12 protein-coding genes are annotated in these 15,040 nt (G+C 34.0%); 7 read left to right on the forward strand and 5 right to left on the reverse strand.

The features are described from left to right. Positions 1–9 precede the first annotated feature (9 nt). Complete coding sequence (locus tag PHF25_01025) at positions 10–2,673, forward strand: hypothetical protein (protein ID MDD4526601.1); 2,664 nt, start codon at positions 10–12, stop codon at positions 2,671–2,673. A 224-nt stretch (positions 2,674–2,897) separates the two neighbouring features. On the opposite strand, the gene amrA is transcribed toward PHF25_01025, so the two are convergent. Genes amrA through recO form a run of 5 tightly spaced genes read right to left on the reverse strand, consistent with a single transcriptional unit; the run spans position 2,898 to position 6,890 of the window. After that, positions 2,898–3,437: an AmmeMemoRadiSam system protein A gene (amrA, locus tag PHF25_01030; protein ID MDD4526602.1), complete on the reverse strand. Its 540-nt coding sequence runs from the start codon at positions 3,435–3,437 to the stop codon at positions 2,898–2,900. Position 3,438: 1 nt separating this feature from the next. Next, positions 3,439–4,491: a hypothetical protein gene (locus PHF25_01035; GenBank protein MDD4526603.1), complete on the reverse strand. Its 1,053-nt coding sequence runs from the start codon at positions 4,489–4,491 to the stop codon at positions 3,439–3,441. Between the two features lie 37 nt (positions 4,492–4,528). Beyond that, on the reverse strand, positions 4,529–5,224 hold the full coding sequence (locus PHF25_01040; protein ID MDD4526604.1) for a hypothetical protein: 696 nt from the start codon (positions 5,222–5,224) through the stop codon (positions 4,529–4,531). Further along, a complete protein-coding gene (locus PHF25_01045) occupies positions 5,221–6,369 on the reverse strand; it encodes a glycosyltransferase (GenBank protein MDD4526605.1) in 1,149 nt (382 codons plus the stop codon). The genes PHF25_01040 and PHF25_01045 overlap by 4 nt, the downstream gene beginning before the upstream one ends. Then, positions 6,366–6,890 carry a DNA repair protein RecO gene (gene recO / locus PHF25_01050; GenBank protein MDD4526606.1) on the reverse strand — a complete coding sequence of 175 codons (525 nt, stop codon included), beginning with the start codon at positions 6,888–6,890 and terminating at the stop codon, positions 6,366–6,368. Before recO ends, PHF25_01045 begins: the two co-directional genes overlap by 4 nt. Positions 6,891–7,044: 154 nt before the next feature. Between recO and PHF25_01055 the strand changes: the two genes are divergently transcribed. From PHF25_01055 to PHF25_01080, 6 genes are read left to right on the forward strand one after another with little or no spacing between them, the layout of a single operon-like run. Further along, positions 7,045–8,874: a histone-lysine N-methyltransferase gene (locus PHF25_01055; protein MDD4526607.1), complete on the forward strand. Its 1,830-nt coding sequence runs from the start codon at positions 7,045–7,047 to the stop codon at positions 8,872–8,874. A gap of 4 nt (positions 8,875–8,878) precedes the next feature. Next, a complete protein-coding gene (locus PHF25_01060) occupies positions 8,879–10,798 on the forward strand; it encodes an aconitate hydratase (GenBank protein ID MDD4526608.1) in 1,920 nt (639 codons plus the stop codon). Positions 10,799–10,800: 2 nt separating this feature from the next. Continuing rightward, on the forward strand, positions 10,801–12,537 hold the full coding sequence (locus tag PHF25_01065; GenBank protein MDD4526609.1) for a proline--tRNA ligase: 1,737 nt from the start codon (positions 10,801–10,803) through the stop codon (positions 12,535–12,537). Between the two features lie 7 nt (positions 12,538–12,544). Continuing rightward, positions 12,545–13,165 (forward strand): lytic transglycosylase domain-containing protein, encoded by a 621-nt coding sequence (locus PHF25_01070; protein MDD4526610.1) that lies wholly within the window; start codon positions 12,545–12,547, stop codon positions 13,163–13,165. Further along, on the forward strand, positions 13,162–14,154 hold the full coding sequence (locus tag PHF25_01075) for a 2-hydroxyacyl-CoA dehydratase family protein (GenBank protein ID MDD4526611.1): 993 nt from the start codon (positions 13,162–13,164) through the stop codon (positions 14,152–14,154). Before PHF25_01070 ends, PHF25_01075 begins: the two co-directional genes overlap by 4 nt. Next, positions 14,151–14,864 carry a glycosyltransferase family 2 protein gene (locus PHF25_01080; GenBank protein MDD4526612.1) on the forward strand — a complete coding sequence of 238 codons (714 nt, stop codon included), beginning with the start codon at positions 14,151–14,153 and terminating at the stop codon, positions 14,862–14,864. The genes PHF25_01075 and PHF25_01080 overlap by 4 nt, the downstream gene beginning before the upstream one ends. Positions 14,865–15,040: the final 176 nt, after the last annotated feature.

The raw sequence follows: 15,040 nt of genomic DNA on the forward strand, positions 1-15,040 counted from the left end.
GGGATACGTATGTTTCGTTTATTGAGTGTTTTATTTTTATTTTCTTTTTTAATAGCTGGGGAATTTCGACCAGACGTAAAATGGTATCAATATGAAACTAAAAATTTCAGATTAATTTTCAATGATAATTCCAGGTATTTGGCTGATCAGACTTATGAGATAGTTGAAGATATTTATGAAAACATTTCCTCTGAGTTAGGCTACAGAGTAAGAGAAAAAGTGGATATTTTATTTAATGATAGCTCAGATCTAATTCTGGATTATGCTAATTTTTTTGCGAATACAATAATGATCAACACAGCCAAGGTCCCCTCATCTCAGATAGGTCCTTTTTCTAAGGGCTATTTGCATAATCTAATTACACATGAGTTAACGCATATTGTGCATTTGCAGATGTCTCCCATAACTGATGGTATCTATGCTTTCGTGAAGAGGACAACCGCTAAGGGCTGGATGTATCCGTATTTTATGATAGAGGGCATGGCTGTTTATAATGAAAAACAAATATCTAATGGAGGTAGACTATATAATACTTCTTTTCTAGAGCAGTTTATGGCTTTTGCAAAGGATGAGGACTTTCCAACCTTAACTCAGGTTTACCAGCGGAGCATGGTTCGTTGGCCTATGGGCAGTGCTCCATATTTGTTTGGGGCAAAGTTTGTCGACTATTTAGTTGAAACACATGGGTTAGGTAAATTAGTTGAGTCTTATAGATATTTTGCAGGACAAATCAATGCGACTTATGAGCAAGCATTTTTGGCTGTGTATGGGTTTAAATTAGCCGACGAATATACTAATTTTATTAATCATTATAAAAATGTATATTTGATAAAAAACAAAGAAGATCAGTCTTTGAATTATTTAAGCAGTCAAAGTTCAGAGGTGATGAGCTCGTTGTTCGTCGCCAAAGACTTATATTATGCGACAATTAACGATTTTAAGGGAACGTCAAGGCTTGTAGTTGTAAGTGGCGATAAAACTGAAACTATCTACGAGAATAGTTTATTGTATGATACAAAAATAGGTTTGAGTAACGGAGAAATTTATTTTACTAGAATTTCTTTACCAAATATTTATGAGAGCAGATTATCCTTGGTGAAATTGAGTCATAAAAAAGAAGTGTTAATTGATGAAGGGATAGTAGATATCGCTATAAATGACAAGAAGTTTATGTATATTAAAAGTCATTTAGGTAGAGATAGTATTCTTATGAGGGAGAACGGTAAAAGCAATGTGTTGTATTCAACTGATTCGCTAGAGTCTTTAGCTGTTAGTTTTTCTGGTGACAGATATGCTTTTATAGAGAAAATTGCTAATGAGAAAACCTTGGTATTACAACAGGGAGACAAAAGAAAAGAATTAGTGTCTGGAGACATCAAAACTGTAATTTTTGTTGGAGAGGAAGTATGGTTTGTAGCTGGAATGGACGGGCTTAGCCAATTATTTAGGTACGAGGAGAACACAAATAAGATATACCAGAAGACGAATGTTTTAACCGGCGTATATAATCCTCAAGTTATCGCCGACACTATTTATTTTTCTACTTATACTTCTAGAGGAATTGCTTTAGTGTCAATGAAAGCAAAAATGGATAAGGCTGTAAATAAAAGAGAGTTATTAATAACTTTTTCTGAGCCAACTGCCTATAGATGGGTTAGTGGTAATGCAAAAGAAGTTGTTATTACTCAAGATTCTTATAGTAAGGCCTTTAGTTCTGCTGTAGTCACAGAGAAGAACAAGGAGCCAATTAAGACAGCAAGTGATTACAATATTTGGTCACTTGAGATGATGTATTTATATCCATATTTTTCTGCAAGCAATTATGGTTCTGAGGTAGCTTTTACCACTTTACTTTCTGACCCTTTAGCCTTTAATGTGTTAGATATGTCTTTTTATGCTTCAAACTATGGAAAACTCTTTAACATTAACTATATAAATAGTTCTATTTATCCTAATTTTGTTTTGAGTTCTGTTAAGGATGGTAGTAGTGATCACTTTTTAACTGGTTTTCAGTTTCCAATTAGGAAGGATAAACTTAACCAGAATTTATTTATAGGGATAAAAGATTATTATGAGAACGATAATTTGCTACATAATTTGTATTCTTTAGCGTATTTAATGCGTACTGTTGAAATGTATCATCATTCAATCTCTTACGAAAAAGGGTTTGTGAATCAGTTGAATTTAGATTTTAGTCGAACAAACAATAGAGCATCCTATATGAATAATTTACAGCTTTATCTTCCAGGGATTGATTTTAATCATGTTGTGAAAGTAGGATTATTGGGAGCGTATAGTAAGGATTTTTCTTATAGGCTTTCTGGTATACCAGGGTTGTTATACGTTAGAGGATTAGATATGAGAGATACTATTAAAGGTGGAATATTAGGCAAAGCAACTTGTGAGTACCGCTTACCTGTCGCTGTCGTTGATGAGTTGTCCTTACTTGGACTTTATCATAAACATACAGGATTAATTTTCTTTTATGATTTGGCTGATGCCCAAGATAGTAGAGATGATTTTATGAAAAATCCTTTTTGGTCTTACGGTGCTTCTATAGAAATGCTTGGAGAATATTCTAATGTTTATCCAATAAGTTTAGGGTTGGGTATTGCTAAAACCTCACAGAAAGAATTTTTATTGTTTTTTTCTTTTGGTAGTTTGCTAAATTAAAAACCTTCACCTCACCAGTGGAATATTCTTGATGTCTGTTAAAAAGGATAATGCCACTACCTCTCCTGGCAAAGAGGTTTACAAACTACGGTTTTTTATGAATATAAAAAGGGGAAGATGTTTTTATAACGAAATATTAAATAACTAAACCTCTCTGTTAGGAGAGGTAGCTATATATTCAATAAAGATGAAGTTGAAAGTAAATTTAGCTGGTGAGGTGGCCCTTATTCTCCAAAGACTAAGGCAGTAAATCCAAAAAGTTTAGCTTCTTTTAGATTTGTGTCGCTGTAAGGCACATCTGCTTTTTGGAAAAGATTTATTATATATTCTTCTTTATTCCATTTTTGTTCCAACGGAACTTGGGGTAGGAATACGCCTGATTTGTATCCATGTTTGAGCATTAGTCCATGTTTGCCTATTTCTATTGCATCATAGGAAATTTTTTCAAAAGGGGATAGAACACTAATCTCGATTTCAATTTCTGGTAGCTCATCCTCCCTAACTGGAGAGAATCTCGGGTCATGAAAAGCAGCTTCCTTCGCCATTGCTTCAATAGTTACATAAAGTGGCAGATCACTTGTCATTTTTCCAATACATCCTCGAAGTTGATTATTTTTATGTAGGGTAACAAAAGCCCCTTGTTTGATTCCTAAATGTTTTTTGTCAAAAAAATCCAGATTGGTATCATCTGGGTAAAACTCTGAGATAAGTGATAGTCTTGCTAACTCTAGTAAGTCCTGTTTATTTTGTTCTGATAATTTCATCTCAGTGAAGCAACTTCATGAACTTAAAATAAATTCTGTTATTAAAAAATTTATTCATATTTTTTTCATCAATGTCTTGGTAATTTTTTTTGTTTTTTAGGAGAAAGTTTAGAACATCTGTTCTCTCTTCAAGCTTTTTGGGTTCTATAGATGTAGCCCAAGGAGAATATTCAGATATTTCATATAGTTTATTTACCTTAGAGTCTGTTTCTTGTAAGTGTGCTTTAAGTTGTTGGTTTGTTGGTAGTTGGTTAAGTATTTTCCATGTTTTTTCTTGGAATTCATAAGAGCGTAGAGTGTCCTTAATTGCATTGGTTTCTTCGTCATTTTTAAAGAAGATTCCGACATAGGCTCCTTTAAATCCTCTAACACCATTTTGCGAAGCTGGAACGTCGAAGACAGAAAACTCTGCATCTTGTTGCCTTAATAGGTTGAGCATCCATATTCCTGAAATAATAGCTTTATTTTCTTTTTTTAGAAAAGATTCTTCAGGGTTTTCTTTGAAAATCATTGGGTAATTATCCATTAGTTTATACATAAGTTTTACAGTGTATATCATGTTTTGAGTAGAGAATGGGGTTTGGCTTATCCAAAAAGGAAGTTGGTCATTAAAGAAAGATAAGAAGTTATAAAGCTTGTTGGACGTCCAGAGTTTTGGAAAGGCAATAAAATCCGGGTGACTTTGCGCATAAAAAAGAACATCTCGCCATCTACTTACTGGAATTATTTTGGGCACACCCCATAAGTATAAGGCTCTAATGTCTAAGAATAATGGTTCAACATGATCAAATCTTGAGTCAACGTTAGCTATGTATGGCACGAAGGTATGTCCAGTTAAAAGAACATTTGGTTTGTGTCCAGCTTTTATGAGTTTTGTCATTTCTTTTAGCCCATTATCCCAATAGAAAACTCTAATAATATCATTTGGAAAAAAAGCTTGAGATATTTTTTTCATCTCTTCATTTTGGCTTGTATCAATTGTAAACCAAATTTCAGAAGAAAAAACAAAAGAGAGTAAGATAAAGAGAATTGATAATTGAAACTTTCTTATCATCTTTTTATTATACATATATTTTTAGCATATTCAAAACCTATTTGTAAGTTATTTCTTTATCTTTTTTCTTTTTAGGGCTTAAATTGATGTTTTTTATTGTATTTAATACTAAATTGATGACACTATTTGGTTCTGACCAATTTAAGCAGTGAGCAGAATAGTTGCCTACTGGGAGAAGCGAAATGCCTTTTTGATTTTGAATTCTTTTTAAATATAGCATTATTTCTTTATCAAAATCATTTTCTTCGTAAAAGTTTAAAGGTTGCATAAAAATTTTGTTTCTAAAGGTAAGTAGAAGTCCAGCTAAATCTGTTGTTTCTGCTAGATTGTCTTTTGTAACAAAAAAAAGAATAGGTTTTTTGATAGTTTTGGGTAAAAGGTTCATAAAGGAAATCATTTTGTAAAAAGATTTTTTTCCAATAAATAAGTCATGTCCTTCTTCATTAGTAGAAAAAAAGGGGAACAGAATTACCTCGGGTTGATGCTTTAAGTATTCTTCGTTAGCTAGTCCATTATAAAAAAGACCTAGCTTTTGTTTTCTTTTTTTTATTTCAGGTATTATTTTAGGTAGCTCCTTGTTATCAATTGTTAAGTTGAAGAAAAAATTGAGAGTTCCTTGTGAAGAGGAGTTGATTTTGTTCATAATTGCGGACAGTGGGTCAGCTTCTCCTATAGTACACTTAAGACAAGAATATGGACATTTGGAACTTAATTGAAAGTTATTAAAACTCATTTATTAGCAAGTAATTTTTCATAAGTTTCTATGAGTTTTTTTGTCATTTTGTTTGCTGATAAATGAGTAGCCCTTTTATAAGCGTCTTTACATTTTTCTTCATATAATTTGGGGTCAGTAATAAGGCTTGAAACAATGGTCGTATATTCTTCAAGGTCATCTTTACTCAGGAATCCACCTTGGTTATCTTCCATGACATCGGAAACGCCCATAGAATCTATTGCTACACATGGTACCTTCATGGACATTGCCTCTAAGAGAACTAGCCCTTGTGTTTCTGTTTTGGAAGCAAAGATAAAAATCTTAGAAAGTTTCAAAAGCGGGAAGATAAGCGAACGCTCAATATATCCCGTCATAATAATATCATCAAAGATGCCTAGTTCTTTGGCTTTTTCTTCTTGTTTTTCTCTTTCTGGGCCGTCGCCAATCATAATTAACTTTAAATTGCTGTGTTTTTCTTTTAGTTTTTTAAAAGCATCTAATAGGAAAGAAATATTTTTTTCTTTTGCTATTCTGGAAATTGTTACTAAGTAATAGTGTTTCTTTGTATCAATTTTGTATTTTTCTTTTGCATTAGCTGTTGATGTTTTGTGGTAGTCAGTGAGATTTATTCCTGTAGGAATAACTTCGATTGGAGAAAGCACATTGTAATCTGTAATTTCGTCTTTGATATGTCTAGAAGGTACTATTACTAAGTGATTTTGGTTACAAAAGGATTTGCTTGCCCAAGTAACAAAGTTTTTTGCATAGTCTGAGGGGATTGGCAGATAGTGGATGTACTCCATGAATAGAGTGTGATAGGTATGCACTAAAGGTTTTTTATAATGTTGTGCCAAGAAAACTGCTAACATGCCCATAGTAAAGGGAGTATGCGTGTGGATTATATCAATATTTAGCGATTTAAATTTGTTCAAAGCTCTTGAATATGGCCAAGATAGTCTATATTCTGGTTGGAAAAAAAGTTTAGCAGATTTAAACCTGAAAACATAGTCAGGGTCAGCTTTTTTTTGCCCGAATTCGGTTTGAGGACAAAAAATGTAAACGTTATGGCCCTTGTCAGTAAGTGTTTGTCTAAATATTTCTATAGAGGTTACGACGCCATTTATTTGTGGTAAATAAGTATCGGAAAAAAAAGCAATATTCATAACTGTACCATCTGTTTCCCAACGTAGCTGTTTAAGATATGTTCAATATTAATGTTTTTTTCTGAGGGATTCAATACCCCTTCAGAGATAAGTAAATTTTTTTTGAAAGAGGACAATATTGCTGAAAGATCTTTTTCTTCTGCAAATTCGATGGTATCTAAAGTTGTTTTTGTTAGTAAGAAAAGTTGTTCGTCTTGTTGATTTTCTTGAATAATAGAATTTATTATCCAGATTAGTTCATAAGCTGTTTGTAATTTGTCGTAATCTTTAAAAATATTGTCATATGTTTTGATAGTTTCTATTACCATAATGGTTTTAAGTGATTGATTATTGCCACTTCTGACATGGTATTTATTGAGAGAAAAGGTATTAAGTTTGCCAAGGTTGCCATTTTTTGATTTTTTAACTCCTTTGGCAACAAGAGATACTTTGCCTTTTTCCTGTGAAAATGCTTGGACAATTATACTACTGTCTGAGTAGGCTATAGATTTTAGGTTTATTGCAGTTAAAGTTTGAATCATTACATAGTAATATTAACATTATTAACAATGACTGTCATAGAGCTTGCTTTCTTGTATAAATAAGCCAGATAAGTTAAAATGATTTAGCTTTATTTTAAAGCAAATAAACAATAAAATTGTCTTTTCTCCCTCTCTTTTAGAAAAGAGGCTAGGGGTGAGACAAGAAAGGCAAATTATGCAGTTTGAAAAAGGACATAATAATTTTTTGAGAAAGATACAAAAGGATTACCCCTTAGTGAATAGACCAGAGGCTGAGTTGTATCGAGAAATTTTTTCGTATTCAGAAGTTCCCAAAATTGTGTTTGATGACCATTTAATTGCCTTTGATGTTCCTGAACAAGTTTTTATTACAGATACTACCTTCCGTGATGGACAGCAAGCCCGTGAGCCTTTTACTGTTAAGCAAATAGTAGATGTTTATAAATTACTTAGCAAACTAAGTGGCGAACAAGGGATTATCCGACAATCAGAATTTTTTATGTATTCCGATAAGGATAAATTAGCCTTAGAAAAAGTTTTAGAATTAGGGCTAAAATTTCCTGAAGTAACTGGTTGGATTAGAGCCCAGAAAAGTGACTTTGATCTTTTAAAGCAGTTTGACCTAAAAGAAACAGGGATATTAACCAGTGTTTCTGATTATCATATTTACATGAAATTAAAGATGGACAGAAAACAAGCTTTTGATTTTTATGTAGACATTGTTGCTCATTCTTTAGATAAAGGAATTATCCCAAGGTGTCATTTCGAAGATATTACGAGAGCAGATTTGTATGGATTTACTATTCCTTTAGCTCAAAAGCTTATGCAAATGTCCAAAGAAGCCGGTATTCCAGTTAAAATAAGACTTTGTGATACGATGGGTTTTGGGGTTCCCTATTCTGGAGCCATTGCACCAAGAGGAGTTGCAAAACTTTGTCATGCTTTTAGAAATGATGCAGGTGTTCCTTCTGAATGGCTAGAATGGCATGGTCATAATGATTTTCATAAGGTTTTAGCTAATACAACCGAAGCCTGGTTACATGGTGTTGCAGGTGCCAACTGTGCCTTGTTTGGTTTGGGTGAACGAACTGGAAATTGTCCAACAGAAGGAATGATTTTTGAGTATATGGGGTTATTCGGTCATCAGGCAGGAATTGATACAACTGTAATTACTGAATTGAAAGAGTACTTCGAGAAAGAGTTAGGTCAGGCTTTTCCAACAAACTATCCATTTATTGGAGATGATTTTAATACCACTAAAGCTGGAATTCATGCTGATGGTATGGTTAAGAATGAAGAAATTTATAATGTTTTTGATACAGTGGCTCTGCTTAATAGAGAACCGGGAGTAAGTATTACTGATAAGACCGGAACCGCTGGAGTTATCCATTGGGTGTATAAACATTATCCCAAAGCACAGGAACTGGGCTTAACCAAGAAACACCCAAAAGTTATTAAGATTTATGACTGGATAGTTGCAGAATATAATTTTGGAAGAATTACTTCGATATCTGACCAAGAGATGGAAAAGGCTATAAGGTACTATCTTCCCGAGTTAGTTCATACTACTTATTTGGAATTACGTAGGAGAATAACGGAGACAGCTGTCAAAATCATTGAAGAAACAGCAGTTATGTCTGAACTTAAGTCTTTGGATCCTAAAAAGTTTGAACCAATCTTAGTTCGACTTGCCCAGAATGATCCAGCAATGAAGCTTATCTCTATAACAAATGAAGAAGGCAAGAAATTAGGCAAGAATATTACTCAGTTATGTGATAAAAAGGCTTATGAAGAGAAGATGCTGGATGTAGACTTTTCTGATAGACAGTGGTTTGTCGAACCAATGAGTGATGGTAATACTCATATTTCAGAAATTTATATGTCAAAAATTACTAATTATCTAACAATGACAGTTTCGGCTCCAATTTTTGATGATTCAGACCACATTGTTGGGATACTTGCGATAGACTTCAATTTTGATGAACTAGCAAACGAGGTAGATTAATAAGATGAATTTAGTTGAGAAGATAATTAATAAACATATTGTTGATAAATCTGGTGAACAAGAAATTGGAATTAAAATAGACCAAACATTAACTCAAGACGCAACAGGCACCATGGCATATTTGGAGTTTGAGGCAATTGGAAGAGAAGCTATTTCAACAGAGTTGTCAGTCAGTTACGTTGACCATAATACTTTACAAGATGGATTCGAAAATGCCGATGACCATAGATATTTACAGTCAATAGCTGCTAAATATGGCTTGTATTTTTCTAAAGCTGGAAATGGTATCTGTCATCAAGTTCATTTAGAAACATTTGGTAAGCCAGGTAAAACCTTATTAGGTTCTGATTCTCATACTCCAACTGGCGGAGGACTTGGAATGATCGCTATCGGTGCTGGCGGACTGGATATAGCTACTGCTTTAGCTGGTGGAGCCTTTTATTTGCCAACACCTAAGGTTTTGAAAGTAGAACTTACGGGGAAACTTTCTCCTTTTGTTACTGCAAAAGATGTTATTTTAAAGCTATTACAGATTCTTACAACTAAAGGAAATGTTGGATATATTGTGGAGTACACGGGTAAAGGGGTTAAAACTTTATCAGTTCCAGAAAGAGCAACTATTGCTAATATGGGCGCTGAGTTGGGCGTGACAACTTCAGTCTTCCCTTCGGATGAAGTAACCAAAGAATTTTTAAGAGCGCAGGGCAGAGAAAATGATTGGATAGAGCTGATGGCCGATAAAGATGCTACATACAATAAAGAAATCTCTATTAACCTTGCTACACTAAAGCCGATGATTGCTTTGCCTCATTCGCCAGATAATGTCAAAGAGGTTTCAGAAGTTGCTGGGATGAAGGTTAACCAAGTTCTTATTGGGAGCTGTACAAATAGTTCGTATAAAGATTTATATACAGTGGCTATGCTTTTAAAAGATAAACAAGTTTCTACCGACGTTTCTTTTGGTGTTGCTCCTGGCTCTAAGCAGGTGCTAGAGATGATGATGGAAACTGGCTTGATGAAAAACATTGTAGAAGCTGGTGGCAGAGTTTTAGAGTCTAGTTGTGGTTTTTGTATAGGGATGGGACAGTCTCCTGCTACGGATGCGGTTAGTATAAGAACTAATAATCGTAATTTTTATGGAAGAAGTGGAACCAACAGTGCTGGTATTTATTTAGTTAGCCCAGAGACAGCGGTTGCTTGTGCTTTAACTGGAGAGATTACTGATCCGTCAGAGTTTTTTCAAAAAGCAGTCGAATTTAAACAACCATCAAAATTTTTAGTAAATAATTCTTTGGTGATTAAGCCTTTACCTGTTAACGAACGGGCTAAGGTAGAAATATTAAAAGGTCCCAACATTGGGCCGCCTCCAATCAGTAGTCGCCTGGCAGAAAGCTTACAAACAAAGGTAGTTATTAAAGTCGGAGACAAAATAACCACAGACCATATTATGCCTGCAGGTCGATTTTTGAAGTTTCGTTCAAATATAGATAAGTATTCACAGGCAGTTTTTAACGATGTTGAACCAAAATTTGCTGATAAATGTAAGGCTAACAAGTCAGGTGGATTTGATAATTTAATAGTAGCAGGACTTAGTTATGGCCAAGGTTCATCAAGGGAACATGCAGCTATTTGCCCTATGTATTTGGGTGTAAAAGTTGTTATTGTTAAATCTATTGAGCGAATACATAGGGCAAATCTTATAAATTTTGGAATTATTCCTTTGGTTTTTAAAAAGGAAAGCGACTATGCTAGAGTTAAAGCTGAAGAGATTTTTTCTTTTAACAAGATTAGAGAACAGATTAAACAAGATTTTGTGGTTATGGAAAGTGCCTCTGGTAATAAATTCGAGTTAGTTGCTGGATTTTCTGAAAGAGAAATAGAACAATTGCTTGCTGGTGGTAAGCTTAATCTACTTAAGGAGTAATAATGAAGTACAGCAAATATTATATACCGACGTTTAGAGAAAATCCTGCCGATGCGGAAATTCCTAGCCAAGCTATTGCTTTGCGTGGTGGTTATATTAAAAAGATAGCAACTGGTATCTATGATTATTTACCTTTAGGACTAAAAGTTATTCGTAAAGTTGAAAAAATTATTAGAGAAGAAATGAACAGAAAAGACGCTGTTGAGGTGCTAATGCCTTCAATGGTGCCAGCTGAGCTTTGGCAAAAGAGTGGTAGATGGTTTAAGTATGGCAAGGAACTTCTTAGGATCAAAGATAGGGCAGGACGTGACTTTTGTTATGGACCTACACATGAAGAAGTAATCGTGAATTTAGTGAGTGATGATTTGAAAAGTTATAAGCAGTTGCCAATAAATTTTTATCAGATTCAGAATAAATTTCGTGATGAAATAAGACCTAGGTTTGGTTTAATGAGAGCGCGCGAATTTTCTATGAAAGATGCCTACAGTTTCCATGCTGATGAACAGAGCTTGGATGTTACTTATAAAGACATGTATGAAGCCTATAGCAATATATTTTCTAGATGTGGCTTAGATTATCGAGTTGTTAGTGCTGATTCTGGTGCGATCGGTGGTAGTTCTTCCCAAGAATTTATGATAGTAGCGGAGACAGGTGAAGATGAAATTTTGTATTGTTCTAATTGTGACCATGCGGCTAATATAGAGAAAGCAAGCACAAAGGTGACGAATAAATCTGAACCTCTGTTGGCAAAAGAAAAGGTACATACTCCAAACATTAAAGCCATTGAAGACATTTCTAGTTTCTTGCAAGTAGGAGCAGAAAAGACGATTAAAGCAGTAGCTTATAAATATGACAAAGAAGTAGCTCCAGAAAAAATTCAGTCTAAATATGCAATGGTATTTATTCGTGGTGATTACGAAGTAAATGATGTGAAATTGATGAATAACCTAGATGCCTTAGGAATAGAACCAGCTACTGAAGAGGAAATAGTTAGTGTATTTAAAACGGTTCCTGGGTTTATGGGTTTTGCTCCTGAACAATGTGAGTATAAAATCATTATTGATGATTCAATTATTGGTATTACAAATGCGGTAGTAGGTGCAAATGAGAAAGATTATCATTTTAAAAATGTGAATGTTGGCAGAGATTATCTAGTTGATGATAGTTTAGTTGCAGATGTTAAAACCGTTAATGTTGGAGATCTTTGTTTGTCTTGTTTTAAAGGAACATACAATAAAGAGAGAGGGATAGAAGTAGGTCATATTTTCAAGCTTGGCACCAAATATTCGGAATCGATGGAAGCAACCTTTCTTGATCAACAAGGTAAAGTTAAGCCTTTTATTATGGGTTGTTATGGGATAGGCGTTGGCAGAACAGCTATGGCTGCGATAGAGCAACATCACGACGACAATGGACCGCTGTGGCCAATCAGCATTGCTCCCTTTGAAGTTATTGTATTGCCAGTTAATCTTAACAAAGAAGAGCAAGTAAATTTAGCCGAGAATATTTACACTGAGTTGATGTCCAAAGGTTTTGATGTTTTGTGCGATGATCGAGATGAACGACTTGGCGTGAAAATGAATGATGCTGATTTGATAGGCGCACCATTTAGAGTGATTGTTGGGAAAAGGTCTATTGAGGGAATTGTCGAGCTTAGTTTCAGAAATGGTGATCCTAAGTTAGAGATGACAGCAAAGGAAGCAATCCAGTTTCTTACAGAAAAAATTAAAGGAGTTTAGCTAGGTAATGACTTGGCCAACAATAATAATAATTTTTGTAAGCTTATTTACATTGTTTAATAATATAAATTATAATCCTCAAACTAACTGTAATCCACAAGAATTTCAGATGCGACAAACAGAGTATGACCAGTACCTTCCTTATGATACTAGTTATCAGATTGTTTCAGCAAATTTATATCAGACAATTGTTTCTTATGTTATGAATTATAATAAAAATTTAGTATTAACTGATGTATTGGAAATAGCAGAAGCAAACGTTAAATATGGGATAGAGTATAATGTAGACCCATTATTATTAACTGCTCAGCAGTCAGCAGAATCAAGTTTTAATAGACATGCAGTATCTCCATCTGGAGCAAGAGGTATTGGGCAGTTTATGCCGTTTAATTTTCCTGCTTATAATATAACCGATCCCCACAACGTAGCGCAGGGGATAAAAGCACAAGCTAAGATGATGAGAGAGTTACTGGATATGTGGAAGGGTAATATTAACTATGCCTTAGCTTCGTATGTGGAAGGGTGTAATTCTATAAAATCAAAAGGCTCTCAAGCATTTAAGCCTTCAACTCAGGGTTACGTTGATAAGATTTTAAAAACTTATGAGAATCTCAAAAAATTAACATGAAAAAAGTAGCGTTTACCACCACTATTCCCCAAGAGTATATTTGGGCGGCTAGTGCTATTCCTGTAGACCTAAACAATCTTTTTATATTAGGGCAATCTAAAAAGTTTATAATATCTGGAGAAAAACATGGTGTTACCAGAAATACTTGCAGTTGGATCAAGGGATTGATGGGTGCAGTTGTAGAGTATGAAGAAGAATTTGACACTATTATCGCTGTTACAGAGGGCGACTGTAGTAACAATCATGGATTGGTTAATTTGTGCCAGCATTTTATGCCGTCGCTTAAGGTTGTTTCTTTTGCTTATCCGGCAGATAGGGATGAACGAAAGCTGAGGTATGAGTTAGATAAATTAGGTGAACATTTTGGAGTTAGTTATGAGCAAGCAATGGAAATTAAAGAAAAACTAGATTTAGTAAGAGAACGATTAAGAGTATTAGACATTTTGTTTTATCAGAAGAAAAATGTTAGTGCTACTGAGTTTCAAAGATTAATGGTTGCTTCTTCGGATTTTGGCAGCAACGTGGAAGTTTATAGTAATAAAATTGAAGAGTTAATAAAGCTAGCAGAAACTAGTCAATCAAATGTTCACACCATTTCCATAGGGTATATGGGCGTTCCAACAATAATTAGTAATCTTTTTGGTTATTTAGAAGATGAGCTTGGGGTGAAGCTGTCTTATTTTGAAGTAGAAAATGATTTTGCTATGCTTCAAGAAAGCAAAGATTTAATAGAGCAATATCAGAACTTTAATTACCCGTATGAGTTAAATCGAAGAATCATTGAAGTAGAAAAACAAATAAAACAAAGAAATTTAAAAGGAATTATTCATTATGCTCAAGCTTTTTGTCATCGACAACTTGATGATATTATTATCAAAAACAGACTTAGCGTTCCTGTTTTGACAATCGAAGGCGATGCTCCTGGTGAGCTTGATATGAGGACAAAGATAAGGATAGAATGTTTTGTAGAAAGGTTAAAAGAAGCATGAAAGTATCCGTAATAGTTATTCATTATAATACACCTGAGCTTTTAAAAAATTGCTTGGATTCCTTTTATGAATCAAACAAAGCTGTCAGTTTTGACGTTATTGTTGTTGATAATGCTTCATCAAATAAGTTTAATAAAGATAGGCTTATGGAGGATTATTCAAACATTAGTTTTATAGAAAATTCAGAGAATGTTGGGTTTGCCAAAGCTAATAATCAAGGAGCAGTGGAAGCACTTGGGGAATATTTGTTTTTACTAAACTCAGACACTGTAACTAATAAAGATGTTTTGAGTCCGTTAGTGAGTTTTTATGAAAGCAAGAAAAAAATTGGCATTTTAGGGCCACGTTTGTTGAATCAGGATAGGTCAATTCAATATTATGGAAGCGTTTTAGGTAGGCACAAATATCGTGGCAATAATCCCCGAGTTGTTGATTTTTTGTCAGGGGCAGCAATGTTTGTGAACAAAGAACTTTATTTAGCAGTTGGTGGCTTTGATGAGAATTACTTTTTTTATAATGAAGACTTAGACCTTTGCAAAACATTAACAAGAAAAGGTTACCAAAATTACTATCATCCAGAAATAGTTCTTGTCCATTTAGGTGGTGGTAGTACTTTTGCTGCAAAGTCGCTTAAGAAGCAAGCATGGAAGAGTAGTTGGTATTTCTTTAAGAAGTTTTATTTGTCTTTCTTGCGACCATTAAACCAATGAATCATTGAACTATTGAACCAATGAACCAGTATGTGTATAATTTAAGCATGTACACCTTGCCAGAATATATAGACAAGTATTTTAACAAGTTTCTTTCCAGCATTTATATCCAACCCAACATAACATATCAAGATGCTTATGAAATAATTCAACAGCGGGCAACTTATATCCAATCT

The organism is Candidatus Margulisiibacteriota bacterium (assembly GCA_028706105.1).
Classification (GTDB): Bacteria; Margulisbacteria; Riflemargulisbacteria; order GWF2-35-9; family DYQY01; genus DYQY01.

Excerpts from the sequence above, each read along its gene's own strand:
- PHF25_01025 (MDD4526601.1), top strand. The coding sequence starts at position 10 with ATGTTTCGTTTATTGAGTGTTTTATTTTTATTTTCTTTTTTAATAGCT.
- amrA (MDD4526602.1), bottom strand. The coding sequence starts at position 3,437 with ATGAAATTATCAGAACAAAATAAACAGGACTTACTAGAGTTAGCAAGA.
- PHF25_01035 (MDD4526603.1), bottom strand. The coding sequence starts at position 4,491 with ATGATAAGAAAGTTTCAATTATCAATTCTCTTTATCTTACTCTCTTTT.
- PHF25_01040 (MDD4526604.1), bottom strand. The coding sequence starts at position 5,224 with ATGAGTTTTAATAACTTTCAATTAAGTTCCAAATGTCCATATTCTTGT.
- PHF25_01045 (MDD4526605.1), bottom strand. The coding sequence starts at position 6,369 with ATGAATATTGCTTTTTTTTCCGATACTTATTTACCACAAATAAATGGC.
- recO (MDD4526606.1), bottom strand. The coding sequence starts at position 6,890 with ATGATTCAAACTTTAACTGCAATAAACCTAAAATCTATAGCCTACTCA.
- PHF25_01060 (MDD4526608.1), top strand. The coding sequence starts at position 8,879 with ATGAATTTAGTTGAGAAGATAATTAATAAACATATTGTTGATAAATCT.
- PHF25_01065 (MDD4526609.1), top strand. The coding sequence starts at position 10,801 with ATGAAGTACAGCAAATATTATATACCGACGTTTAGAGAAAATCCTGCC.
- PHF25_01070 (MDD4526610.1), top strand. The coding sequence starts at position 12,545 with ATGACTTGGCCAACAATAATAATAATTTTTGTAAGCTTATTTACATTG.
- PHF25_01075 (MDD4526611.1), top strand. The coding sequence starts at position 13,162 with ATGAAAAAAGTAGCGTTTACCACCACTATTCCCCAAGAGTATATTTGG.
- PHF25_01080 (MDD4526612.1), top strand. The coding sequence starts at position 14,151 with ATGAAAGTATCCGTAATAGTTATTCATTATAATACACCTGAGCTTTTA.